Origin of the sequence: Metabacillus crassostreae (assembly GCF_016908395.1) — a bacterium.
Classification (GTDB): Bacteria; Bacillota; Bacilli; order Bacillales; family Bacillaceae; genus Metabacillus; species Metabacillus crassostreae.
In genome coordinates, this window is record NZ_JAFBDU010000001.1 from 616,622 (window position 1) to 641,364 (window position 24,743).

The 24,743-nt window shown below is 33.0% G+C and carries 28 protein-coding genes and 3 pseudogenes; 27 read left to right on the top strand and 4 right to left on the bottom strand.

The window, feature by feature from the left end; translation table 11 throughout:
• Positions 1-734: 734 nt before the first annotated feature.
• The 12 genes and pseudogenes from JOC75_RS03455 (at position 735) to JOC75_RS03510 (ending at position 9,063) form a co-directional block, all read left to right on the top strand.
• Positions 735-1,370, top strand: a complete 636-nt coding sequence (locus JOC75_RS03455; RefSeq protein WP_204952707.1) for an HAD family hydrolase — start codon at positions 735-737, stop codon at positions 1,368-1,370.
• Between the two features lie 631 nt (positions 1,371-2,001).
• Entirely contained in the window at positions 2,002-2,265 is a 264-nt protein-coding gene (locus JOC75_RS03460; RefSeq protein ID WP_204952708.1) for a metal-sensitive transcriptional regulator, read from the top strand.
• An 81-nt stretch (positions 2,266-2,346) separates the two neighbouring features.
• On the top strand, positions 2,347-2,574 hold the full coding sequence (locus JOC75_RS03465; protein WP_204952709.1) for a sulfurtransferase TusA family protein: 228 nt from the start codon (positions 2,347-2,349) through the stop codon (positions 2,572-2,574).
• Between the two features lie 47 nt (positions 2,575-2,621).
• Entirely contained in the window at positions 2,622-3,101 is a 480-nt protein-coding gene (locus JOC75_RS03470; RefSeq protein ID WP_204952710.1) for a DsrE/DsrF/DrsH-like family protein, read from the top strand.
• A gap of 43 nt (positions 3,102-3,144) precedes the next feature.
• Positions 3,145-3,507, top strand: a complete 363-nt coding sequence (locus JOC75_RS03475; RefSeq protein WP_204952711.1) for a rhodanese-like domain-containing protein — start codon at positions 3,145-3,147, stop codon at positions 3,505-3,507.
• Positions 3,508-3,522: 15 nt separating this feature from the next.
• Positions 3,523-3,819: pseudogene (locus JOC75_RS03480) on the top strand (rhodanese-like domain-containing protein).
• 49 nt (positions 3,820-3,868) lie between these two features.
• Positions 3,869-4,444 (top strand): sulfurtransferase TusA family protein, encoded by a 576-nt coding sequence (locus JOC75_RS03485; RefSeq protein ID WP_204952712.1) that lies wholly within the window; start codon positions 3,869-3,871, stop codon positions 4,442-4,444.
• Between the two features lie 158 nt (positions 4,445-4,602).
• Positions 4,603-5,731 (top strand): annotated as a pseudogene (locus JOC75_RS03490) (MBL fold metallo-hydrolase).
• A 30-nt stretch (positions 5,732-5,761) separates the two neighbouring features.
• Positions 5,762-5,995: a sulfurtransferase TusA family protein gene (locus JOC75_RS03495; RefSeq protein WP_204952713.1), complete on the top strand. Its 234-nt coding sequence runs from the start codon at positions 5,762-5,764 to the stop codon at positions 5,993-5,995.
• Between the two features lie 46 nt (positions 5,996-6,041).
• Positions 6,042-6,818 (top strand): sulfite exporter TauE/SafE family protein, encoded by a 777-nt coding sequence (locus tag JOC75_RS03500; RefSeq protein ID WP_204952714.1) that lies wholly within the window; start codon positions 6,042-6,044, stop codon positions 6,816-6,818.
• A gap of 1,075 nt (positions 6,819-7,893) precedes the next feature.
• On the top strand, positions 7,894-8,421 hold the full coding sequence (locus JOC75_RS03505; protein ID WP_204952715.1) for an SF0329 family protein: 528 nt from the start codon (positions 7,894-7,896) through the stop codon (positions 8,419-8,421).
• An 87-nt stretch (positions 8,422-8,508) separates the two neighbouring features.
• Positions 8,509-9,063, top strand: a complete 555-nt coding sequence (locus JOC75_RS03510) for a histidine phosphatase family protein (RefSeq protein ID WP_338036544.1) — start codon at positions 8,509-8,511, stop codon at positions 9,061-9,063.
• 213 nt (positions 9,064-9,276) lie between these two features.
• Here JOC75_RS03510 and JOC75_RS03515 read toward each other — a convergent pair whose 3' ends face one another.
• From JOC75_RS03515 to JOC75_RS03525, 3 genes are all read right to left on the bottom strand, one after another.
• Positions 9,277-9,585, bottom strand: a complete 309-nt coding sequence (locus tag JOC75_RS03515) for a hypothetical protein (protein ID WP_204952717.1) — start codon at positions 9,583-9,585, stop codon at positions 9,277-9,279.
• Positions 9,586-9,729: 144 nt separating this feature from the next.
• Positions 9,730-9,936, bottom strand: a complete 207-nt coding sequence (locus tag JOC75_RS03520; protein WP_204952718.1) for a hypothetical protein — start codon at positions 9,934-9,936, stop codon at positions 9,730-9,732.
• A 213-nt stretch (positions 9,937-10,149) separates the two neighbouring features.
• Positions 10,150-11,550, bottom strand: a complete 1,401-nt coding sequence (locus tag JOC75_RS03525) for a PQQ-dependent sugar dehydrogenase (RefSeq protein WP_204952719.1) — start codon at positions 11,548-11,550, stop codon at positions 10,150-10,152.
• Positions 11,551-11,934: 384 nt separating this feature from the next.
• Between JOC75_RS03525 and JOC75_RS24530 the strand changes: the two are divergent.
• Positions 11,935-12,027 (top strand): annotated as a pseudogene (locus JOC75_RS24530) (DUF6199 family natural product biosynthesis protein); the annotation flags it as partial.
• Positions 12,028-12,218: 191 nt separating this feature from the next.
• On the opposite strand, the gene JOC75_RS03530 reads toward JOC75_RS24530, so the two are convergent.
• A complete protein-coding gene (locus JOC75_RS03530) occupies positions 12,219-12,695 on the bottom strand; it encodes a DUF1648 domain-containing protein (RefSeq protein ID WP_204952720.1) in 477 nt (158 codons plus the stop codon).
• 336 nt (positions 12,696-13,031) lie between these two features.
• On the opposite strand from JOC75_RS03530, the gene JOC75_RS03535 reads away from it, so the two are divergent.
• The 14 genes from JOC75_RS03535 (at position 13,032) to JOC75_RS03600 (ending at position 24,672) form a co-directional block, all read left to right on the top strand.
• Entirely contained in the window at positions 13,032-13,337 is a 306-nt protein-coding gene (locus JOC75_RS03535; protein WP_204952721.1) for a hypothetical protein, read from the top strand.
• Positions 13,338-13,375: 38 nt separating this feature from the next.
• Positions 13,376-14,293: a hypothetical protein gene (locus JOC75_RS03540; protein ID WP_204952722.1), complete on the top strand. Its 918-nt coding sequence runs from the start codon at positions 13,376-13,378 to the stop codon at positions 14,291-14,293.
• A gap of 365 nt (positions 14,294-14,658) precedes the next feature.
• The gene (locus JOC75_RS03545; RefSeq protein ID WP_204952723.1) at positions 14,659-14,898 is read left to right on the top strand and encodes a helix-turn-helix domain-containing protein; all 240 of its coding nucleotides are present in this window, start codon (positions 14,659-14,661) and stop codon (positions 14,896-14,898) included.
• Positions 14,888-15,244: a DUF2178 domain-containing protein gene (locus tag JOC75_RS03550; protein WP_204952724.1), complete on the top strand. Its 357-nt coding sequence runs from the start codon at positions 14,888-14,890 to the stop codon at positions 15,242-15,244. The genes JOC75_RS03545 and JOC75_RS03550 overlap by 11 nt, the downstream gene beginning before the upstream one ends.
• 174 nt (positions 15,245-15,418) lie before the next feature.
• Complete coding sequence (locus JOC75_RS03555; protein ID WP_204952725.1) at positions 15,419-16,039, top strand: class I SAM-dependent methyltransferase; 621 nt, start codon at positions 15,419-15,421, stop codon at positions 16,037-16,039.
• A gap of 34 nt (positions 16,040-16,073) precedes the next feature.
• Positions 16,074-17,039: a quinone oxidoreductase family protein gene (locus tag JOC75_RS03560; protein ID WP_204952726.1), complete on the top strand. Its 966-nt coding sequence runs from the start codon at positions 16,074-16,076 to the stop codon at positions 17,037-17,039.
• A 1,043-nt stretch (positions 17,040-18,082) separates the two neighbouring features.
• On the top strand, positions 18,083-18,220 hold the full coding sequence (locus JOC75_RS03565; protein WP_204952727.1) for a hypothetical protein: 138 nt from the start codon (positions 18,083-18,085) through the stop codon (positions 18,218-18,220).
• A 122-nt stretch (positions 18,221-18,342) separates the two neighbouring features.
• Positions 18,343-19,290 (top strand): processed acidic surface protein, encoded by a 948-nt coding sequence (locus tag JOC75_RS03570; protein WP_204952728.1) that lies wholly within the window; start codon positions 18,343-18,345, stop codon positions 19,288-19,290.
• Positions 19,290-19,910, top strand: coding sequence for a class D sortase (locus JOC75_RS03575; RefSeq protein WP_204952729.1), 621 nt, complete (start codon positions 19,290-19,292; stop codon positions 19,908-19,910). Before JOC75_RS03570 ends, JOC75_RS03575 begins: the two co-directional genes overlap by 1 nt.
• 321 nt (positions 19,911-20,231) lie before the next feature.
• A complete protein-coding gene (locus JOC75_RS03580; RefSeq protein WP_204952730.1) occupies positions 20,232-20,615 on the top strand; it encodes a DUF4230 domain-containing protein in 384 nt (127 codons plus the stop codon).
• Between the two features lie 362 nt (positions 20,616-20,977).
• Positions 20,978-21,487: a YkvA family protein gene (locus JOC75_RS03585; protein ID WP_204952731.1), complete on the top strand. Its 510-nt coding sequence runs from the start codon at positions 20,978-20,980 to the stop codon at positions 21,485-21,487.
• A 398-nt stretch (positions 21,488-21,885) separates the two neighbouring features.
• Positions 21,886-22,506, top strand: a complete 621-nt coding sequence (locus JOC75_RS03590; protein WP_204952732.1) for a DUF3298 and DUF4163 domain-containing protein — start codon at positions 21,886-21,888, stop codon at positions 22,504-22,506.
• A gap of 470 nt (positions 22,507-22,976) precedes the next feature.
• On the top strand, positions 22,977-23,666 hold the full coding sequence (locus tag JOC75_RS03595) for a response regulator transcription factor (RefSeq protein ID WP_204952733.1): 690 nt from the start codon (positions 22,977-22,979) through the stop codon (positions 23,664-23,666).
• Between the two features lies 1 nt (position 23,667).
• Positions 23,668-24,672: a sensor histidine kinase gene (locus JOC75_RS03600; RefSeq protein ID WP_204952734.1), complete on the top strand. Its 1,005-nt coding sequence runs from the start codon at positions 23,668-23,670 to the stop codon at positions 24,670-24,672.
• Positions 24,673-24,743: the final 71 nt, after the last annotated feature.

A 24,743-nucleotide genomic window follows, 5' to 3' on the forward strand; every position in this document is an offset into this window, starting at 1 on the left:
TTATGAAATGGTTTACAATACTTTTACTTTTAAATATGGCATAGAAATTAATTGGAATGAAACCCATATCTATATGTTTTCATTAAGAAGTTATAGAGGGATAAATCATATTGAATGCATACCAAATACTTATTCATTTGGAGTATTAGTAAATGGAGAGTGGGCTGAGATGGATAATAATGATTTAGAAGAAAGTTACTTGTTTTTAAGTCATTTGATGACGGTGTACACTCTTTAACAGGGGGACTTGATATCGAAGCGGCTCACAATGTAAGTTTTAACCTTGTAGAGGTTGATATTGTTTCGGCAAGAACAGGTATTCCATCTAAAACAAGTGTATTTATTTAAAGAACAGCTAGACTTTGTATATGTTGCCGAAACATATGATGACAATATTCAACGTTAAGCTCTTACTATGCTAATGGGTGCTTTTCTAAGGAAGAATTAATGCCTGAAATAATTATGAGGGATATATATGTTCAAAGAGTTGAAAGACAAGCGTTATTGGATATTACTACTACCATTTTTAATGATTGGAATTTTACTACTTATTTATTTACCTCAAAATTTAAAACCATTTTCAATACTTTTAGGGTTGCTTTTTTGGATAGTTTATTATATTTGGATTCATTTGAGTATAAATAAAGATGTTAGAGGACGAAATGAATAAATGATAGTTTTTGATACGTACGGTTGCTACTAAGAAACTTTATTTTGTTAAAGGGTGTGTAGTTATGAAAGCAATAATTTTTGATTTTGATGGTACACTTGCTGATACTTTGCCAGTATGTTTTTATGCATTTCAAGCAGTATTTAAGGACTTTGACAACATAGAAGTTACTACAGATGAAATAAAGGCAATGTTCGGTCCATCTGAGACTGGAATTATTAAACAAAATCTTATGGATTCAAATCATGATAAAGCAATTGAACTATATTATGAGAAATATAGTGAAAAACACAAAGAACTTGTACTTGAAAATGAAGAGATTAACGATTTACTCCTGTTTTTAAAAAGAGAAGGTTATAAATTGGGGATTGTCACAGGAAAAGCTAGCAGAAGTTTACTTATCTCTTTAGATTGCCTCAAGATGAATGACTTATTTGATGTGATCATCACTGGTGATGATGTTTCTAGACCAAAGCCTCATCCAGAAGGGTTAAACAAGGCATTGGCACAGCTTAACATAAAAAACATAGAAGCTATATTTTTAGGTGATAGTGACGCTGACATCTTGGCTGGTAAACAAGCTAACGTACATACGATTGGAGTACAGTGGTTACCCAATTATCAGACAGTAGAGTTTGGTGTTCAACCAGACCAAATATTAAGTAATATAAATGAATTCATGGAAGCACTAAAAATTTGAGGTGTTAACAAGAGTAATGGTATGGTAACAAATTAACCTAATTCAACTAACTGGTGCGAGTGATCCATAAGAAACTTGCTTTTTTACTAATGGATCAGGTTTATTTAATTATTATTTTCTTTATTATATTTAAAGGAGGAATTGGATATGGAGAAAGTTATAAACTAAGGTAAAAACATTATTAATAAGTTGTTGACAACATACCCTAGGTGGTATATTATGAATCTTGTAAGTTGTTCCTTTCTATAAATTAGGAAGGAGCCTGTTATATGATTATTTTAAGTAATATGTATCATCAATTTCTTGTTATCGAGGTATTATCCTATTTATGGATTACATGATATAGATAAGAGATAGAGTATAGATAAAGGGATTATAACGAAGCCTATAATGATCCTGTATATCTAGGAATAAACATTCCAATTGCATACCTTAAAAGATACTACAGCGAAATTCCAAATAAGGATCTAGTAGTCGTTGCCTCAAATTGAATGGAAAGAAATGTTGGGGTTTGAATTCTTCGTAAAAAAGGATTTATAGTTATTGGGTATTCCATTCCTTCCTAAAAGGAAAAAAAGAGTAAAGTAAAAACAAATAAGCAAAGAAAGGTATTGTTATAGGGGGTAAGAAGATGGAGTATAATGATCAAATGAAAAATAGAGTAAAGCGAATTGAGGGACAACTTAGAGGTATTCTAAGAATGATGGAAGAGGGAAAAGATTGTAAGGAAGTTATCACGCAGTTATCTGCAGCAAGAACGGGAATTGATCGTACTATAGGCGTAGTTGTGAGTTCAAATTTAGTAGAATGTGTTCGTAGAGCTGAAGAAACTGGAGAGCACAGTACAGAAGAATTAGTGAAAGAAGCAGTAAATCTTCTGGTTAAAAGTAGATAAAAATGGGTTGACACCCACTTTTATTTACATTAATATATACCCGTAGGGGTAACGGTAATTAAGAATTAGGAGGAGTAATCCATGATTATAGATAAAGTGTTAGATGCAAAAGGCTTAGCATGTCCAATGCCAATCGTTAAAACAAATAACGCAATGAAAGAGCTAGAAGCTGGTCAAATATTAGAGATTCATGTAACAGATAAAGGTGCCAAAAATGATTTAACTGCATGGGCTAAAACAGGTGGCCATGAGTTTTTAAAGCATGAGGAAGAAGATCATGTTTTAAAATTTTGGATTAAAAAAAGATAAAAAAATTTAGATAATTATATACCCGTAGGGGTAGAGGAGGAACTACTATGACAGAAAAGAAAAAGACAACGATTGTATTATTCAGTGGAGATTATGACAAGGCTATGGCAGCTTATATTATTGCAAACGGTGCAGCTGCGTATGATCATGAAGTAACAATCTTTCACACATTTTGGGGATTAAATGCTTTACGTAAAGATGAAAATATACAAGTGAAGAAAAGTTTTATGGAAAAAATGTTTGGCAAAATGATGCCTAGAGGTGCAGAAAATATGGGATTGTCTAAAATGAATTTTGCTGGCTTTGGTCCAAAAATGATCAAAGATGTGATGAAGAAGCACAATGCAATGCCTCTTTCAAATTTAATTGAAATGGCACAAGAACAAGATGTGAAACTAGTAGCGTGTACGATGACAATGGATTTATTAGGTCTTCAACAAGAAGAATTATTGAACAACATTGAGTATGCAGGAGTTGCAGCATACCTTGCAGATGCTGAAGATGGAAACGTGAATTTATTCATTTAAGTTTAGTAGGGGAAATTCGCCTAAGTATATAGGAGGAGATACAATGGAATACATTAACTATATCGTCATCGCTCTTTTCGTATTTTTTATCCTGAACAGGATCATCCCAGCTAAAGGAGTAAATCATATCTCAACAACTGAACTTAAGAATGAATTAAAAGATAAAAATAAGCAGTTTGTTGATGTTAGAACTCCAGGGGAGTTTAATGGGAATCGTATTAAAGAATTTAAAAATATTCCATTACATGAACTTAGTCAGAAAGCAGTGAAGGAATTATCAAAAGAAAAAGAAGTTATTGTAATTTGTCAGAGTGGTATGCGTAGTCAAAAGGCTAGTAAAACGTTGAAAAAATTAGGATTCAACAATGTAACAAATGTTAAGGGCGGTATGAGCGCCTGGAGATAAAACGAGGATATTAAGATGAAACAATTTACGGCAAAAGAAGTAGAAAACATGTTAACTCAAGGTCAAAGTGTAAACATGATTGATGTGAGAGAAGTAGAAGAGGTGGATGCAGGAAAAATCCCGGGTGCCCTTCACATTCCATTGGGTTTATTAGAATTTCGTATGAATGAACTAGATAAATCAAAAGAATATATCATGGTATGTCGTTCTGGTGCAAGAAGTGGTCGTGCTTATTAATTTCTTGAAAGTCATGGATATAATGTAATCAATATGACTGGTGGAATGCTTGATTGGGAAGGCGAAACGAACTAATTTTTTTAATAAAAAATATACCCTATTGGGTAACTAGGAGGAATTATGAATGAACTTAATAAAAATAGATTTATTAGTAGATGCAAAAGGTTTAGCATGTCCTATGCCAATTGTGAGAACAAAAAAATCGATGAATGAAATAGTAGCAGGGCAAGTTCTAGAGATTCAAGCAACAGATAAAGGTTCAAAGGCTGATATGCAAGCATGGGCAAAAAGCTGTGGTCATCAATATTTGGGTACAATTGAAGAAGGAGATGTTCTTAAGCACTATCTGCGTAAATCTTCAAATGAAGAAAATATTGAAAGAAAACACCCTTATGTAACAAGCAACGAAGAACTTGAGAAAAAATTAGAAGCAAGAGAAAACATTGTTGTATTAGATGTAAGGGAATCGGCAGAATATGCTTTTAATCATATTCCAAAAGCAATCTCTATTCCATTAGGTGAATTAGAAGAACGTGTAAGTGAATTAAATAAAGATGATGAAATTTATGTAGTGTGTCGAACTGGTAGACGAAGTGATCTCGCGTCCCAAAAACTAGCTGAAAAGGATTTCACTAAAGTAAAAAATGTTGTACCTGGTATGAGTGCATGGTCAGGAATAACGTCTACATTAAATAAATAACAAATAAATCAATATTAATAACTTGGAGAACTTGAAATAAGTAGAAAAGTAGCAATTATCGCAAGCAATGGTGGCTTATTTGAAGCATACAAAGTCTTTTACTTTCTAAATAAAAATTATTTTTTTAAACTTAAATATACCTTAGGGGGTAATTGAAAATGGCAGTGAAAGCAATGAATTCTAAAGAAGTAACAAAAAAGATTTTTAACAAAGAAGGATTATTTATTTTAGATGTTCGTAATGAAGGTGATTTTCAAGATTGGAAAATAGAAGGAGAAAATTTTGATTATCTAAACATCCCGTATTTTGAATTACTAGATGGTGTTGAAGAAATTTTAGAAAAGCTTCCTTCTGAAAAAGAAGTATTAGTGGTGTGTGCAAAAGAAGGCTCTTCTATCATGGTTGCAGAAATGCTTTCAGAACAAGCTGTAGGTGTTTCTTATTTAGAAGGCGGTATGAAGGCTTGGAGTGAACACTTAGAGCCAGTGAAAATTGGAGATTTAAGAGATGGTGGGGAGATTTATCAGTTTGTTCGCATTGGAAAAGGTTGTTTATCATATATGGTTGTTTCAAATGGAGAAGCAGCGATTATTGATTCAACTAGAATGACTTCAACTTATCTGGACTTTGCACAAGAAATTGGCGCTACTCTTACTCAAGTATTTGATACTCATCTTCATGCTGATCATATTTCAGGTGGAAGAGTGATTGCAGCTCATACTGGTGCAACATATTGGTTACCACCAAAGGATGCAACAGAGGTGACATTCGAGTATAGTCCACTAGAAAGTGGCAATACAGTGACAATCGGAGATACAGCTATTGATATTCATGCAGTATATTCACCAGGTCATACAATTGGCTCAACTTCATTTGTTGTTGATTCATCATACTTGTTATCAGGAGATATTCTCTTTATTGATTCTATTGGAAGACCAGATTTAGCAGGAATGGCAGAGGATTGGGTAGCAGATTTTGAGAGAAAGTTTATATTTACGCTATCGTGAACTTTCAGAAGATCTAATTGTTTTACCCGCACATTTCATGATTATTGACGAGTTAAATAAAGATGGTAGTGTAGCAGAAAAATTAGGAACTTTGTTTGCAAAAAATCATGGTTTAAACATTGAAGATGAGAGTGAATTTAGAAAACTAGTTACAGAAAATTTACCACCACAACCAAATGCATATGAAGAAATTCGTGAAACAAATATGGGGAAAATCACTCCAGATGAAGAAAAACAACGTGAAATGGAAATTGGACCTAACCGTTGTGCGGTTCGTTAATCAATATATAAATTTTTAGGAGGTTATTAAATGGAAGCAACAAAAGTATTAGACGCAAAAGGATTAGCATGCCCAATGCCAATCGTAAGAACAAAAAAGGCAATGAATGATTTAGCCTCAGGTGAGATTCTAGAGATCCATGCAACTGATAAAGGAGCTAAAAATGATCTAGCTGCTTGGGCAAAATCTGGTGGTCATGAATTAATAAATCATGAAGAAACTGGTGGTGTACTAAAGTCTTGGATAAAAAAGGCTGAAAAATAAAGGGAACCGACTTTAGGTTCCCTTTTCTAATAGGGGGGTAAAAGACATGGAAATAGGTTTTATTATTACAATCTTCCTAATCGGATTTATAGGTTCGTATATTTCAGGTATGTTAGGAATTGGCGGATCTATTATTAAATATCCAATGTTATTGTATATTCCACCTTTATTTGGGGTAGCAGCATTCAGTGCTCATGAAGTGTCAGGTATTAGTGCTATCCAGGTATTTTTTGCGACAATCGGTGGTGTTTGGGCATATCGAAAAGGTGGATATTTAAATAAAACACTTATTACTTATATGGGAGCAAGTATATTAATCGGTAGCTTTATTGGTGGTTATGGTTCTAAATTAATGTCTGAAGGAGGCATTAATCTTACTTATGGAGTGTTAGCTTTAATTGCTGCAATGATGATGTTTATTCCTAAAAAGGGAATTGATGATATTCCACTAGATCAAGTGAAATTTAACAAGTGGCTCGCAGCTATTTTAGCACTAATTGTTGGGGGAGGTGCAGGAATTGTAGGTGCAGCAGGAGCTTTTTTACTAGTACCAATCATGTTAGTTGTATTAAAAATTCCAACTCGTATGACGATTGCTTCATCTTTAGCTATCACTTTTATCTCTTCAATTGGAGCAACTATAGGAAAAGTCACGACTGGGCAAGTAGATTATGCTCCAGCAGCAATTATGGTTATTGCGAGTTTAATTGCATCACCACTAGGAGCAATGGCAGGGAAAAAGTTAAATACTAAGATTCTGCAGGTTATACTAGCATTATTAATATTTGGAACAGCAATAAAAATTTGGCTTGATATCATTTGAGAAATAATACCCATGAAATTACTGATTACGTTTATTTGTGGTTATAGTAGACATCTCTCTATTATTCTTAAAGATTGAACTTCGTTTGAAATATCAATTAAAACAACTAAATAAATGTATTTAAAACGTCTCGAATCCTTTATATTAATAAGGGTTCGAGACGTTTTTTAGCTGGGAAACTAAAAGATAAAAGTTATTAACACATCTTTAGGGATGAAACCTAAGACTCTAAACATCTTTCTTTCTTCAGTAAAGAGCCTTGATTGAGAGTGACTAATAGTTACGTAGTATACTGATTTTATGCAGCAATGATTTACATAAATGTGGAAAAATATGAACAATAATTCGTTATGTTTTGGTATGATTTTAGTATGAAGATTTGTGATAAGTGAAGTTATTCAAATAAAATAACGGTGCAGTTTAGTTGAGGAGATGATTCTTTGGTTAGTTTATTAGAAAACGTATTCCAAATATCGGCAATAATACTACTCCTATGTTCATACTTTTATTACAAACACTTTAAAAAAATGAAGAAGGAAAGAAAACTAACCTTACTTGAACGTATAGTCTATATATCAAGCCAAGTAGCAATTTATCTTTGTGCAGGTAGTTATGTACTCTTGTTTTTGGATAGGAATTTTGGTTAGAAATTATTCAACAAACGATTGCTATGTTTTAACAAGACAGTGCTTGTCTTATTGCGCTAACGTTAACGGAGTAGAATCTTGAACAAGAATTGTTGGAATAAATGGTACATATACTAACGAAATTTGAGATTCAACAATATTATTCAATATTTATTTTCATTATCGGTTTTGCTTTTCTCTACTTACTTATTCGCAAAGATGTAGATAGGAGAAGAAGATGACGAAAAAAGGTTTTTGGAATTTTTTGGATGATTTTCCCTACTATTTGTATTTACAATATTTCTTATAGTTATGATTGAAAGGTAAACCTATCTTAAGAACAATGATATCACTTTAAAGCAGAATTACGTGTAATAATGGGTTGTTAAGCAAAATACCTTAAAATAGGAATCTATAGGTTTTTGTATCACAATTAGGGGGCGAAAAATTTGCGGAATCAACAATGGAGCAAGATAAAGAAAAAGTTAGACAATTTTAAATGTGATTCTCTAAAAGAAAGAGTACAGTTCACAGTAACCAATTACAGAAGGGCTCACGATCAATTGGGAAGAGCTTTTATTACTGTTGATAAAAAGGAAGTCCTCAATATGTGTACAATTACATCAGAGACGACTTTAAACCGAAGAATATATGAAATCAAAAGTGAGAAACAAATTCCTTATACTGATTACAGCCAAGAACCAAGTATCTGGGAAGAAGCACATGAATGGGTATTAGAGGAAGGTATTTTTGCTCAGTATGACTTTTATGATGCTGTCGAGGAATATTTTCACCAGCCTATTGAAAATTCATTAAAATCAAATAACATGCTGATTAAAATATTTGCTTTGATAGATAGGCGAATAGGGAAAAGGACTTTAGTAAAAATGAAGGAGTCCTTTATTGATGAGAAAGAAATTGTCCAGTATTTTTATAAATTGCGATGTAATGCTGAAGGAATAAGTACTCATAGTTAAATTATAGCTCCGATTTATTTATTAAACGTTCGGAATCTTTGAATCTACTTTATTCGTCATTATATCTTTAGTATAAATAAGATTGGAGTGATTTTGTTGAAGAAAATTTATATTATAAGGCATTGTGAAGCTGAAGGACAACCAGCCGAAGCACAACTTACAGATAGAGGTTTTAAACAAGCATTAGAAGTATCTGAATTTTTTTCCGAAATTAAAATCGACCGGATTATTTCAAGTCCATATAAGCGAGCTATTCAATCTATACAACCACTTGCAGAGCAATTAAATCTCAAGATAGAGATTGATAGGAAATTAACAGAACGTGTACTAAGCAGTGAAAATCTTTCTGACTGGCTGGAAAAACTGAAAACAACATTTGAAGATATTGAACTTAAATTTGAAGGTGGAGAGTCCAGTAAAGAAGCGATGAAACGAATTGTAGAAGTTGTTGAGGAAGTTTTTAACGGTGAATTTGAAAATACAATCATTGTTACACACGGAAATCTAATGTCATTACTTTTAAAATATTATAATGGGAATTTCGGATTCGATGATTGGAAAAATCTAAGTAACCCTGACATATATCTTTTAAGAAATACTGATAATAAAGTATTTTTTGAACGGTTATGGAAACACAACTAGTACAAATAATAAAGTAAAGGAAACGAAACGAGTCTTTAAAAAGACAGTCACCATTTACGAATGTAATAGGACAATCCAACACTTAAATAGCAGACAAGAAGAAAGCATACAAATTTACTTTTTCAAAGTTTTAAATCTCAGAGTACAAGTTGAAATCATCTTATTTTACAGTTTAAGTTTTTGAAAGATTGTCCTTTACAAATATACACTTTATTAAGGAGATACAATTATATTTTTAAGTTGTTGAATTAAGTATTCTTTTTTTACTTTATCATCTGACTGAAATTCTTGTGGGTAACATTCAGGCTGGAAAATCTCAGCACCGTCTTCAACCCATTTATTTCTATAGATAGTATGAGTTTCTTCTCTTAACATAAATACTCCATCACTTATCTCTACGTCATCATCTACTCCAAATTGAAATTGGCAGCAGGGGCAGATTTCATATGAAGCTTCGTTATATTTATTGTAGGCGGGTTCATCTAATTTATCAAATCCACATACAGGACAAACATAGTGCATCAATTTCACCTCATTTTTACTGTCTTTGAAAATATCTATAGGAGTGCTTGGGTTACATATCATTCTCTTGCAATCAAGCCTAAGTGTTATATATCAATCTATTACTTCAATTTCAGTAGACGAAAAACAGAAATGAACCTTTTATTATAGGTCCATTTCTGATCTGATCTTCTCGATTCTTTGTACACCTATGTTTAATATCATCGCAATCATACTCCAAATAAGAAGCATTGTAGAAATGATTAAAATTGTCCAGTGGATGAATGGAGATAGACTGGCAGTTGTTACGATCGTTCGCAAACTAAGACCTAGAAGAAATAGTGCTAGTATGAATGGTAAGTTCTTAATCAATAGTTACACTCTATATATTTTTTTGTTAAATTATAACATATTAAATTGATTATTTTATAGCTTTATTTAAATTTGTTTTTTGTTCATAACTTAAGACTTCTTTTCTTTTTTATATAAAAAAGTAATTTATCAAATTTGCATAATTAAAGTAAGGAATCATTATTTAATAACTTCTCCATTAGATGCATAGAACCTTCCCTTTGTTTTAAATAATCAAGGGATAATTTCAAATACAGTTCCTTGATTCAAGTCTGTTACATTCATCGAGTCATATACCCCTAAATAAAGATTTGTTTGAGCAAGGTTTGTTCCTAAACCTACATAATAAGCTGGTTGTGATCCAAAACCATAAGAAGGTTCAATCACACCGAAATCATTAAGCTTTCCATCAAACCTGTTTCTGGTATAAGCTAAACCGCCCTTTGGAGATTCTGATTGTTTATTCCGAGCCATATCGGAAAACACAATGCTTCCTGTTAAATCTGGTATTTTGTTACTCATATATGGTTGGACTCCGGTAAGTGCAGTGCCTTCAAATTTATTAGGTCTAGAATCTTGATGAAAATAACTCGTTAAAGGAGGAAGACGATTCACAGAATCTTGTATGGCTTCCTTGTAATAAGCAATCGACTTTTTATACAGAGAAGAATTTTCTGAGCAGTCCTCCAAAATCGAGGTTGGAAAAGCTCCTTCCCATCCTCTCCAACCGAAGTTAATCAAGCCCTTAAGCTCTGAGTTCGTTGAATAAGACTGAACCAGTTGAGTAACAGGGATTCGCTGATACTGCACATATGAAAAGATAGATTCTACTAAATCTTGACCGACATTTCCTACATACTTAATATACTGATTACCATACCTTTGATATGAAATACCAGGGTTATTACGAACTCCTTTGGCGACCACCGTTAATGCTTCCTGAATAGAAACTGGAAGTTCATTAAAACGAGTGACAGCGGCTAAATCATCGGGAAAACTTTTAGTCACGTCAATTTCAATAATCTTTCCGGGTATTTCCATATTATCCTGACTTAGATTAAAAGGGTCATAGCCTGATCCACCATCTCCAGTAGTTAAAACAAGATTACCTGTTTCAGGTGAGAAGTTTAAGCTATTAAAACCATTATGATTAAAAAATGGCCTTTTAAGATTAAGTAAAGTTCTGCGTTTTTTCGGTTGTCCGTTTGTTTGTAGTATCCACTCTTCCACAGTATCAATATGATCGTATTGATTATTTCTATCTTCCCATTTCAAGTTTAAGGTACTTGGGTCACACGGATCAGGAGTAAAAGAATTAGGGAGAGCACCTGGACCTTGAGTACCAGCGACTGAAAAATGAAGATAAAAAACACCATTATAATAAAATTGAGGATGAAACGCTAGTCCTAGTAAGCCTCGTTCATCATATCCGCCAGAAGCACCCAATTTTATAATTCGTGAACGAATATCTAACAATGTTCGAACTTCACCATTTCTTAAGAAAAAGACCTCTCCTACCTGAGTAGCAATAAACAACCTTTCCACTGTATCTCCAGGAAGAAACGCTGTTTTCAACACAGTGGGTAAATTGATGTTCTTCACAAGTGGGCGTAAACGAACATTTACATTTTTCACCTTTTCTCACACTCCTTTAATGGGTTTCTTTTTTACTAAGTAAGATATGATGGGTCCTATTTTATTTAGTACTTGAAAGGAGAAACACCGCGGAAAGAGGGATAAAATATATTAAAAATATCACATAAACTGAAGGTTCAGCATTTCTATCCCTCAGCAGAAGGAAATAAATGTTAAACTTACTGTAGAGCAAGATCTTTCAAGAATAATTAAAATCCTAAAAACAATAAAAACGTAATGATTAATAAAAGTAATGAAATAAAATAAGGGAACTTCAAAATGGGTATACTAGGAATACTTCTAATAACTACTGGTGTCACAATGATTGTAAAACCATCTATTTTATGGATATTAACAGAGAGCTAGAAATCAACCGATGGTACTGAACCATCAAGCTTGTATAAATGGTCTACTCGTTTTGGTGGTATTATGATCACTATCGCAGGTATTGGTAGTGTAATAGTTTATTTTCTTTAGAAAAAAAACGGAGGCATTCCTGGCAAGAAGGGGGTGCTTTTTTGATGCTAATATAAAAGAATTAATGTGATCTTAGCAGCTAGAAACTAGCATAAGAAGAATTTCTGAAGTGTTTTAAGTAAATTTACAGGGCAATAGATTTTGTTCACCCTAATTTGATAATAGTTCTACTGGTAAAATAGGTAGATCGTTTATTCTTTTAATCTAGCTGCCCATATTAAATTATAAAAAACTGCCAACAACATAATTGCCGTTAAAATCAATGGGAAGAAATTCAAAACGCTGTTTTCAATACCTACTGAATATCTTATAAAAGATTCATTAGCTAATATAGAAATAATTAATACTAAATGTTGAATGAAAATCATCATTTTTTTCGACATATTATATTGTTTCTCACGATTTTTTTCTGTTAAGTTAATGTAATTCAGTTTTTCAGGATGCTTAGTAAATAATCCGATTAACCACCATAGCAAAAGTCCTATAATTGGCATAATTAGCACAAAAAACTTTGAACCCCAATTATCTGGTTCACCATTAGTGAAGTGAATCGCAATACGATCTGGAATATCTGGCCAAAATAAAAACAAATTTATTAAATGATACACTAAAATACCCACAGAAATGAAACTGAGTAGGAACTTAAATGATTTTATTTTCACTGACATATCACCCTCATTTTCCAATAATATATGATCTATTTTACCAAATTTATGAAAAATGAAAAGTAAATACGTTAGCAAAATTTGGATAAGTAGGTTTTACTGCCAATAGGTAATAAAAGAAACCATCATTCAAAAATTAAAAGAAGATTAAAATGTAAGTATGCTAGTACATTTTTATTTCAGTAAAGAGTGCATTCCTTAAAGAGGGATTTTTTTATGTAAAATAAATGGAAATTAATGTTAAACTATAGAAGCGGTTTGTTGAATAAAGCGACAATCTCAAATCAATATAAAGGTACAAATCTATAAAACATCTACATTTATCCAAGGAGGGAAGAAATGTTAACTGTATCAATAGTCTTAATGGTTTTAGGTGTAGTAATAGTCATTGTTGGATTTTCCGTCAATCGAAAAGGGAAAACTTCATTCATTGCAGGTAATAATGAAATGTTTGTCCCGAAAAACGAAAAGAAATTAGCTGAGCGAATAGGTTTTGTGATTATGTTATTTGGCATTGAGACAGTGTTATTCCCAGTCATATATAAATATATTCATGGTGTTGAGGGTTATCATTTTGCAGTAATAGCTGTTTTTCATATTTTCGCTGTGTTTGTGTTCATGTTATTAGACCAAATGGAAAGGTAAGGCTAAAGTTAAGTGAAGCTTATAAGGATTTACTCATTATGAACAAACGTCTGAAATTAATTGTAGGAATGCTTTTTATTTTTGTTCTTACAGGGTCCTTTGGCGAGGATTATGATGTTGGTGTTCCAACTGCCCATTTACATTTAGAAAATAGTTTGCAAAATAAACAAATACAATTAACAAAAGCAAATATTAGCTGGAGTTCATATAGTGGAGATGTAGAAGAAACAATAGATAATATCGAAAAATTAGGATTAACACAAGATGAGATTAGGGTTTTCCCAAATCAAGAGGCTTCTTTGGAATTTAAAGAGAAAGAAGAAAATGGTGGGGATATTTGGTCCGACCCAACATTAACAGCTACTTTATGGAAAAATGGTGAACAAATCGACATCGAATTGGACGATAATAGAGAATTTCAATTCCCTCTTAAAGAAGGAACTTATGTATTAGAAGTTAAATTTATTGATTCTGAAGACAGTGCTCAATATGTAGCAAATATCGTTATTGAAAAAACAAGTAAGCACACAAAAATAACTGATGGCAAGCTTCCAGAGTTCACACTTATGGAAATGCCTTCGATTAAAAAAATCCAGACAACTGGGGATCCTGGTGTTATCTTTGATAATAGTTATTCCAAAGTATGTTGGAATGATTGTACAGACAATAGAACATATAATTACCCCGATATTCACTCTGGGGATGTTGAAGTAGGCGATGAATTACATATTGATTGGCATAACATGAAACCAGATCCTACTGAAATAAATTTACTTCAAATAAATCCAGAGAATTATGAAATAATAGAAAAGGAAAGTATAAGCATTACTAATACAACGTTAGGATTAAAAGTTGATGAAGAGAATATTGGTGTTTATTATTCTTTAGAGTTTTTATGGAAAGAAGGAAATGATATAAAAGGAAAAAGCATAATGAATTTTAAATTAAATAATTAGTGAAAAACGATAATTAAATCTGGTTTAAAGAAATTAAATTCAAGCTAATTATATCTGATAGAGCTAGGAATTCTATACATTAGTAACAACCTTTGTTCTTTAATGATGCGAGTGTCAATAAGAGCAACGACTTTTTCTTATGTCAGGTGAGTTTAGAAGAATTCGAATATCGTAGCGGAATTTAAGATCGTATTAAAAAAGGTTAGTATCTAAAAAATTTAGATACTAACCTTTTTTATTGCAATGAAAATTAAAATGAAAACTTTACAAAAGTAAAACTAATTATGTCTTTTGTATAAGTTTACTTTACTTTTACATAATAATAATTTATTATAACATTATAAGTAAAAAGGAAGGTGCTGGAAGTGAAAGAGAAATTCGGAGATTTTATTAATAACAAAGTGTATGAACACAGGGTGTTAAAAAGAATGTCACAAAAGGAGTTGGCTGATGCTGTTGGCGTTTCAAAACAAACGATTTTTGTTATGGAAAAAAATAATTATTCGCCTTCTCTTGTATTAGCTTTTCGAATAGCTGATTTCTTCAACGTAGATGTTAAGGAGATATTTACTTATGTGAAAGGATCTGATAAAAATGAGAATTAAATCTATAGAAATATCAAATATGTTTTTTAATCCTTTAAAAACCTGGGCAGAAAAATCAACTGAAAATTGGAATATGCTAGTTGGAAGCAGTTTATTATTGCTTTTAGTCGGAGCGATTCTTGTATACGTATATCAAAGAAAATTGGGTAAAGCTGACGAAAGAACAAATCAAATATATTTTAAAAGCGCCTTAATTATGTTATGTGCAATCATTTTTGGCGATTTAATTTTCCCGAAAGAATATATGTGGCAAATTTTCTTCCTATTTAAATATTCTCTTGCATTCTTAGCATCAGGAATATATCTAGCTATTCGATATAAAAAAGACTTTTCACAATTTATTTAATTATATATGAAAGATTAGAATAGTTTACTAGGTAGGAGCTGCCGAACCAATCTTCAACGATAGGGTGCATTTCTTTAAAAAGGAATGCATCTTTTTATGTTAATGAAAAGGAAATTAATGTTAAAATATAGAAAAAGTCATCTTGAATTAGATACATCCTTAATGAGGTGAAAAATGGGCAATCGTTGGAATGAAATCATATATAAAATTTGGTCTCCTGTGTACGATAAGTTTTTTAATTCTGGGGTGTTTTTAGAAGCTCGAAAACAGATATTTCATGGAAACAAGTTTATTGCAAATCAAAAAATCCTATTCGTGGGTGTTGGTACAGGTGCTGATTTGGAACTAATTAATCATAGGGAGTTAACTATTACTGCAATAGACTATTCGAACGAAATGCTTGAAAAGGCAAAATTGAAATTTGAAAATTCCTCAATTCATTTTTTGAAAATGGACGCTCAAAATATGAATTTTAATGAAAATCAATTTGATGTTGTTATAGGAAGTCTTGTTTTATCTGTGGTGCCTGACGCAGATAAATGTATTAAAGAAATGATAAGGGTTTTAAAACCGAATGGAAAGATGATTATTTTTGATAAATTTTCACCTAAAGGAATGAAGCTTTCTGTTTTGAAGAAAACGTTTAGACCATTAGTCAAGTTGTTAGGTACTGATATTGGTGTAAGTTTTGAGAGATTGTATGAGAATAATAAAGAAACTATTTTTATACAAGAAGACACTCCAGTAATATTTAATGGTATGTATAGACATATAGTTGTCATCAAAAATATATAGCTATTAAATATATTAATTAGGTAGGAGAGAGAAAATGAAAGCTGTCATTCAAAATGAATTTGGAGATACTAGTGTTCTTACATACACAGATGTTGATTTGCCGAAAATAGATGAAAATGAAGTATTAATAAAAGTGGCTTATACCAGTGTTAACTATGCAGATATAAAAAAACGAAAAGGAAATAAAGGTAAAGGTGATTTTCCTTTAACCCTCGGACTGGATGTAGTGGGGACTATAGAAGAGGTCTCTCCTAAATCAAACTTTGCAAAAGGTGATAGAGTAATAGCTTTCCCTAAAGCAGGCTCCTATGCAGAAAAAGTTGTAGCAAATGAGCGACTAGTATTTAAAATTCCAGATACTCTAACATATGAAAAAGCTGCAACAATGCCTACGGTTTCGATATTATCTTATATATTATTTTATGAAATTGGACAAGTTCGAAAATCAGATACTATTGTTATTCATAGTGCAGCTGGTGGAGTAGGTTCAATGCTCGTCCAACTAGCCAAACTACTCGGCGTTCAAAAAATTATAGGAACAGTTGGAAATCTAAATAAAGAAAATTATGTGAAGAATTTAGGAGCAGATATCGTTTGTTCCTACGATACATTTGTAGAGGAAGTTTTAAAGCAAACAGATAACTTGGGAGCAAATATTATCTTTGATTCCGTTGCTGGTGATGTGACTAATAAGAGCTTAGAGTGTTTAGCTTTGTATGGTACGCTCGTGCAATTTGGCAATAGCAGTGGACAACCTGGTTGTTTTAAAACAAGTGATGTGCATAGTAGCTGTAGAAATATTAAAGGTTTTAGCTTAGGTACAACTAGAAAACATCATCCAGAGCGATTAGCACCTGTTGCAGAACAGGTTTTAAATCTGTTTGCTTCAAAGCAATTGACTCTCCCTATTGCAAAAGTATTCAATTTAAGTGATGTAGCTAATGCACACAAATTAGTTGAAAGCCGTCATTATGAAGGTAAAGTGTTAATTAAAGTTTAAATCATACTTGCTACATTATTTTATTTACTCAATTTTATCTTCTAGTAATCTTAGAGAAAACAGATGGACCAGTATATATTGCAATTTTAGATGAGAAAGAAATACCATATTTAAAAATGCTTTAAGGTTAATTGTTATTCAACAAATGGTTAGCAATTGTTTCATGCAAAAGTTGTTTTTTCACTAACGGTCAGGCTCTTAAAGTTCCTTATTCAGCTAACGAATGCTAGTGTTGAATAAACAAATTTCTGTAGTTTGAGTGATGAAATAATGTTACAAAGAATAATTTATTTTTATAATAATAGTAGAACAAAACATGATTGCTTCGGATAGATAAAGGCTGTGATGTTATTTTTTATGTAATTCACGAGGAAATGTGAAGGAATTCAGTTAAACTAGCGGTGTGCCTTATTTTAAGATGACTGTTAATACAAAAAAAGGATCAGATTAAAATCTGATCCTTTTTTTGTATTCCTGATTTACTAAAACCAGTGTTAATTAACATGTTAAATTAGGTTTTCTCCCCCTCAACCAAACGCCCTATTTGAAAATAAAGGGTTTTTTCAACCATAAATGGAGTATGGAGAACTGATTGCACCATCCAGAATCATACGCAAAGCTACCGGTGAATTTAGCACCGCTTGCAGTAGCGCTCATACATACGGAGGACAATTTAGAGTTCGTTTGCGCCAGAGTGGTTATGTAAAAGCCTAGTAGCAAAAGACAAAGCAACGGTAGATGGGTGGATTGAAAACTTTGGGCGAAGGGGAACCATCAATATGTAAATAGGGGGATTGGTTTCGGTGATCTTCCACTTAAAATCAATACACCTCCGGAAATTACAGTTTTTATATTGACAAAAGCCTAGAATAAAAGAATACGTTTATAGCATTTTGTGTCGGGTAATAGTTTTATATAGGCTAAAGCAATAGTTTTCAAGACTAATTACAAGGAGTGAAATCATCTATGAAAAACTATTAGCATTACCTTTAGAAGCTGAATTGATTTTGGGAGGTTGTGCAGAAGGGCACAAGAGGATACAGATGAACCTAATACTGAAGGATGAAGTGGTTGATGTAGAACAAAATAAATTAGAATCAGAATCTAATGAAACTGGAACGAATGAAGAAGAGGACCCAGATCTTGATGAAGAATCTTCTGAAAAAGTAAACGGAAAATAATCCTCTAGTAATTTTGTTTGTAAATAAACCAGTGCCTTTTGAATTAGAGGCGCTGTTATTTTTAAAAGTGAATAAATAACCTTTCATGATCTAATGAAAATAGAAATCAAAGGAGGCTAAACATGAAAAAAAAAGTAATACCATTTGCAGTTGTATCAACATTAGTTTTTGCCCCGCTATCTGCGGGTGCAGTGGAATATAAAGAGGTAAAAGAGCAATACCCGGCGGTGACGTCCTGGACAGAGGTGGACTGGAATAACTATCTAGAGGAAAATTACGGATCTCAGTTAAATGATTATGATAACATGGATGAACTGAAAGCAGACATCGGGGAACCAATAGATGTTAATCAGCTGGCTGACGGAAATCTTGATCAAAATATATTGGACATCATTGAAAGATACAATATGGATACAAATCAGCTGGTAGCTTTCTTAGAAGAATATGACAACAGGGATAATATACACTTTGTTGGCGATTTGGTGAAATCATTGGATGAGGGAGGAACCGTTAATGAAAATGATTCAACCAATAATAATGGAGATGTTGCTTCAGAAAACAATAACGAAGACAATACTTCCGATAACTCTAATGACAATGGACCAAACGAACCCGCTGAATCAGAAACACTTGACGAGGCACAGTTAGAGGAAACGTACTTAGTACCACTTGGGTGGACGGTTGATGAATTCAACCAGTATTTAGCTGATAATTATGAAACAGACTTGAATGATTACACTTTATTTGAAGACCTGGTAGCTCAGGTAGGTCCGCTAATTACCGACGAAAATGAACTTGAGTTAATAGAAGAATACGGCTTGACTCCTGAAGAGTACGAAGTATTATTGGCAGAGTACGGAGAACGTCCAGATGATTATTACTTCCTGAACGACTTGAGAGAATCGCTTGATTACTATAATAGTGATCAGCCGGAAGAAGCAGCAACTGAAAAGGGCGGTGAAATGCCAGATACAGCTACAAATTCCCTTGCCTATGTTTTTCTTGGAGTTGGATTATTCATGCTTGGAGGCATTACCTTGAGAGCGCGTAAACACTTTGGTGATCGGTAATGGATAAAGGGAAAAATAATGGTAAGCGGGAATGGATTATTCCCGCTATTGCCTTTTTCCTCATCATTTCTGGCGTATATTTGGCAGCCACCCACGCATATAGCTGGGCAAAAGGAGTCATGGCTGTCGAGAATGGTAATGACGGTGTTAGTATCAGGAACATGGAACAAGAAATGGATGAAAATGAAGGAAGCACGAATACCGATAAACCTGATGAAGGCGAAAAGATCGGGGAAATATCCATCCCAAAGCTCGACATGTCTGTTCCGATATATGAAGGTACAAATGAAGAAGAGCTTGGAAAAGGTGCTGGACATTATTCCAACAGTGTTATGCCTGGTGAAGACAATAACACGGTTATTTCAGGGCATCGGGACACTGTATTCAGAAACCTGAAAGAAGTCGGAGAAAATGATGTGATTAAGGTTGAAACTGCCAAAGGAATATACACCTACCGAATAGAAAAGGTCAGGATTGTCGACGCAGAGGATAAAACCGTCATTGTCCCAAAGCCTGAAGCTACTTTAACTTTAACGACCTGTTACCCATTTACGTACATTGGCGATGCACCAGAACGTTATGTTTTGGTTGGAAATTTGATAAACTCATCTGAAAAATAACATACTTTTAAGGGATCACATTGAAAAAGAACTTTCTAATCGCAATTCCGCTTGTACGATCCTTTGTCCTTGGATGGTGTTCTAAAAGAGCAGGAAAAATGAATGCATAAAGAAGAAACAGCATAAGTAATGAAGATGAAAAGTTTTTGTCCATTTTAAAATCCAATAGAGTTGGTTCCATCTTCTATGTATAGTTGGTTTTAGGTTTACATCACACTATATTTTATTGAGTAGGTCCTTGAGAGGATAAAAAGTAAATGAACTTGATCAAGACAACAAATACGAACAGTTGCCCTTATTAGACGGCAACTGTTTTTTATCATGTATTTTTTTTTTGGGCTGCAGCTATTAGTTTTATTAGTTGTACCTGCGACGGTTATTGCCGGTGTTGATTTGAAAGGGATTACTTCTAATGACATGGATATTAATGAAAAAACAAAAGAAATAGATTTTACTCTTCCTCATGCAGAGATTATCCAGGAACCATCAGTACAGATGGATAAAATAGAAGCCTTGGACAAAAATGGTTTTTTCCGTGCTGATCTTAAAATGGATGAGGGGTTTGAGTTGGCGGCTGAAGCTCAAGAGAAAATTCGTCAAGGAGCCATCTCTAGTGGTTTACTAGATACTGCAGAGAAAAATGCAGAAAAAGTGTTAAAGGAATTTTTTAAGAGTGATGGATATGCTGTAAAATGTCAAGTTTAACTAACAGGACAGCCTGCTTATATCATTTGGGACAGGCCGTTATTCGGAGAGCTATAGAGGTTTGTCAAATTCTACTTATTTTAGGAAACGACAATCATTAACCAAATATTTTTGGACTCTTTGCTATTAGAGTGGGTGTACTAGATTTCAACCAAAGAAAATACCCACCACTTCTTAGGTTTTTATATTGGTCACCAAGTTAAGAATGTGTTTATACTAGTTTAAAGGGCTAGACCTTCAACTCTAATCTATTAGCTGTCGCAAAGAAACCTATTTATTTAATATACTAGTGTCCAAAAAGATGGTAAATGGATAATAGGGTAAAATGTATATGTAATCTACTAATCATTGGAGTGATTTTCATGTTAAGGAATTTATTTAAGAAGAAAACAGAGCTTGACGAATTGTCTTCTTCTAATGAAGTCGAAAAAATAGAATTGGAAGAAGAACTAGTTGCTGATTTAAAAGAGGAAGCAGAAAAACTAAGTTCTGAAGATATAAACCAACACAAGGAGCATTTCTCAGAGGAAAAGTTTTGGAGGAAGGTTCAAAGATTTTCTAAAAGAGCTGGAACTTCTTTAGTCTATGCCGTTCTATTACTTTATTACACACTTCAAAAACCAGATGTACCATTAAAAGTTAAAGCAACCATTGTTGGGGCTTTAGGTTACTTTATTTTACCTCTAGATATTATACCCGACTTAGCAATTGGTGTAGGTTATGCTGATGACTTAAGTGTTGTATTATTTGCACTAGTTCAAATAGCTTTATATGTAGATGATGAAATTAAAATGCAAGCCAAAAATAAACTGAAAGATTTATTTAGAGAGTATGTAGATACAACCGAGATTGATATTAAACTAGGTAGATAATGATATGAAAGTCTGTTTCCAAGGTTATAGGAAACAGACTTAATTTTCGTGGATTTATAGTAAGAAGTTTAACGTTTGGGGCACCTCTTTTTGTGCAAAAACAACAAAATCGTTCCATTTGGTATTTTGAAGTAACCAAAACTCACACATATCCCAAAGGAAGGAGCGGTTTTCTTATCTTAAAGCACAAAGTTTACGAAAACAGCCTTAGAAAAAACATACTTAAAAAGACCATACTCATCTACCTCACAAAAAAAGGTGAAAAAAAGTATCAGTTTCAACTGGATTAAGATTAGTATCGACCGGGGGAGGTTAATTGTAAGGTATCACCCCTTTCTCAACGTACAACTTTAGGCATGTTATGCATACAATATGTAAAAAACAGAGGATGGATAACAATGCCTATTACGTTACCGGTTAGTATTAAATCATTAAAAATTACCAGCGGACCGAAACAAACAGTTTTTTATCCAAAAGTGATGCAGATGACAAATCAGCAAATGCAAAGGCTAATTAATACTGCAATTGTATATGAAACTCAAAAACTTATAAACGAGCAAGTAGGTAATATGCCAACAACAGTGAAGGAAATGCTAGGTTTCTATGAAATCAAAAATAATCAAAGGCAAGTATTGAGTTTAACATTTTCTAATTATACGTACCACGATCAAGCTGCTCATGGCATGACCTATTTAAGATCATTAACCTTTGATCTGAAAAAAGGGAAACAGTGCCAACTCCGTCACTTATTTAAACCTGAAGTGGATTATATGAAAAAGCTTTCAGAGATAATTAAGATGCAAATGAAACAACGAGATATCCCACTGCTTCACGAATTCAATACGATCAAACCTAATCAAGACTTTTATATTGCCGATAAGACTATTGTTATTTACTTTCAATTATACGAAATCACTCCATATGTTTTTGGTTTCCCAATGTTCCCTATTTCTGTCTATGACATACAGGAACTAATTGATGAAAATGGGCCCCTTAGTCGCATGGCTGTCAATGATTAACACACAGCGAAAATGATTATGCAGAATGTAGTTCAAGGTTTATGACAAAAACTCGACGAATTTAAGAAAATAAGTCTTATAAACTAAGTGATTGGGATAATCTTTGAAGGTTATTCCTTTTTTGGATTGAACATTTATCGTAATATGATTTTTGTATACAAAACAGAACTAATTCGGTGTAAAAAAGTAAATTTTTTACAATTTATGCAACCGTGAACAGAATAATCATTCATCTTTGGGCATTATTCATTCAACTTTGTGCATTAATCATTCAACTTTTGCACCTATTCATTCAACTTTTCGGAATAAACGATCAAACGACAATTTTCGCCAAATTACATAGTCAAAAAGATGAAATAAACATGTAGGTCTAATCAAAAATTATATGCACTTACTTCTATCTAAATGTGAAGATCTGGTACTATAATAAATAGAAGTATTGTAAAAAAAACAAGAATAAGGTGCTATAGATGAAAATATTACTTGTCGAGGATGATAAGACGATTGCAATGGGACTTGATTATTCATTAAAGCAGGAAGAGTATGAAACGGTTGTTTGCTACAATGTGGAAGAAGCAAAGAAGGTTATTAAGGAACAATTAAATGAGTTGGATTTGTGCTTGTTTGATTTGTCTTTACCAGATGGAAGTGGCTATGAGCTATGTGAGTTAGTGAAAAAAGTATCAGATAAGCCTGTTATCTTTTTAACTGCTTTGGATGATGAAGTAAATGTGGTGATGGGGCTTGATATGGGAGCGGATGATTATATTACGAAGCCTTTTCGTGTTCGTGAGCTACTTTCTAGAATCAAGTCCGTGCTACGCAGGTATCATAAGCAAGCAACAACTCAAGTGAAAAATATTATTGAAATCCAAAGCATTCGTATCAATACCCTAGAAGGCAAGGTTTATAAAAATGGGGAAGAAGTGCTACTTACTGCGTTGGAGTATCGACTTTTATTGATTTTTGCTAATCATGTTGGTCAAGTTCTTACAAGAACACAATTACTTGATCGAATCTGGGATGTTGCAGGTGATTTCGTGAATGATAATACATTAACAGTTTACATAAAAAGATTACGAGAAAAGCTAGAGGACGATCCTCAAAGTCCATCATTAATAAAAACGATGCGGGGCATGGGCTACAAGGTGGGTGATTAGGTTGTTTCGAAATAAAGAAATACAAGTTTTTCTACTGTGTTTACTAATCATCTCATTGTTAGTAGCACTAGCTTCTTTTTTCTTTATTTCCATAGAAGCAGGAGTTGTTGTTTTACTAACAGCAATTTTGCTAATTTGTAGTTTTCTTATTTTTACAAAATGGAGATACCGAGAAATCGAGGAGCTGTCGAGTTATTTACGTCGAATTTCAAGGGGTGATTATACCTTAGATGTTAGAGATAATTATGAAGGTGAGCTTAGTATTTTAAAAAGTGATATCTACAAGGTGACCTTAATGCTATCAGAGCATCACTCTTTATTACAAGAAGATAAGATAAAGCTAACGAATGCCATTTCAGATATCTCTCATCAACTGAAAACACCTTTAACTTCGATGATGGTGATGGCTGATCTTTTAGGTGATGTAAAGCTTGCTGAAGAAAAACGACAGGAATTCACGAACAATATTCGAGTACAGCTAGAACGAATTGAGTGGCTTGTCACTTCTTTATTAAAGCTCTCAAAAATTGACGCTGGAACGGTATTGTTTAAAAAGGAACCTATTTTGGTTTGCCAATTACTCGAGCGTGCGATTCAGCCTGTTTTAGTGCCTATGGATATTAAGCAGCAAACTCTTAAAATGAATGGTGATCAAGAAGTGTCATTTAGTGGTGATTTTAACTGGACAGCTGAAGCTATTATAAATATATTAAAAAACTGTGTAGAGCATACCAAAGAGGGTGGCACGGTATCTTTAACGTTTTCAGAAAATGCTTTATTTACAGAATTGATCGTTTCTGATAATGGCGGAGGAATAGCAAAGGAAGATCTACCTTATATATTTAAACGGTTTTACAAAGGGGAAAATGCAGGTGAAGATAGTGTCGGTATTGGACTTGCAATGGCTTATAGTATTATCAAAAGTCAGCAAGGTGATATAGAAGTTAAAAGCGTTCTTGGAGAAGGAACTGAGTTTATCATTAAGTTTTATAAACAAGTCATTTAGTAGGTCGATCCTCTGCTTCCATACTATCTATCTTAATGTGACTAAAATGTCACTTAGCTAGTCACTTTAAT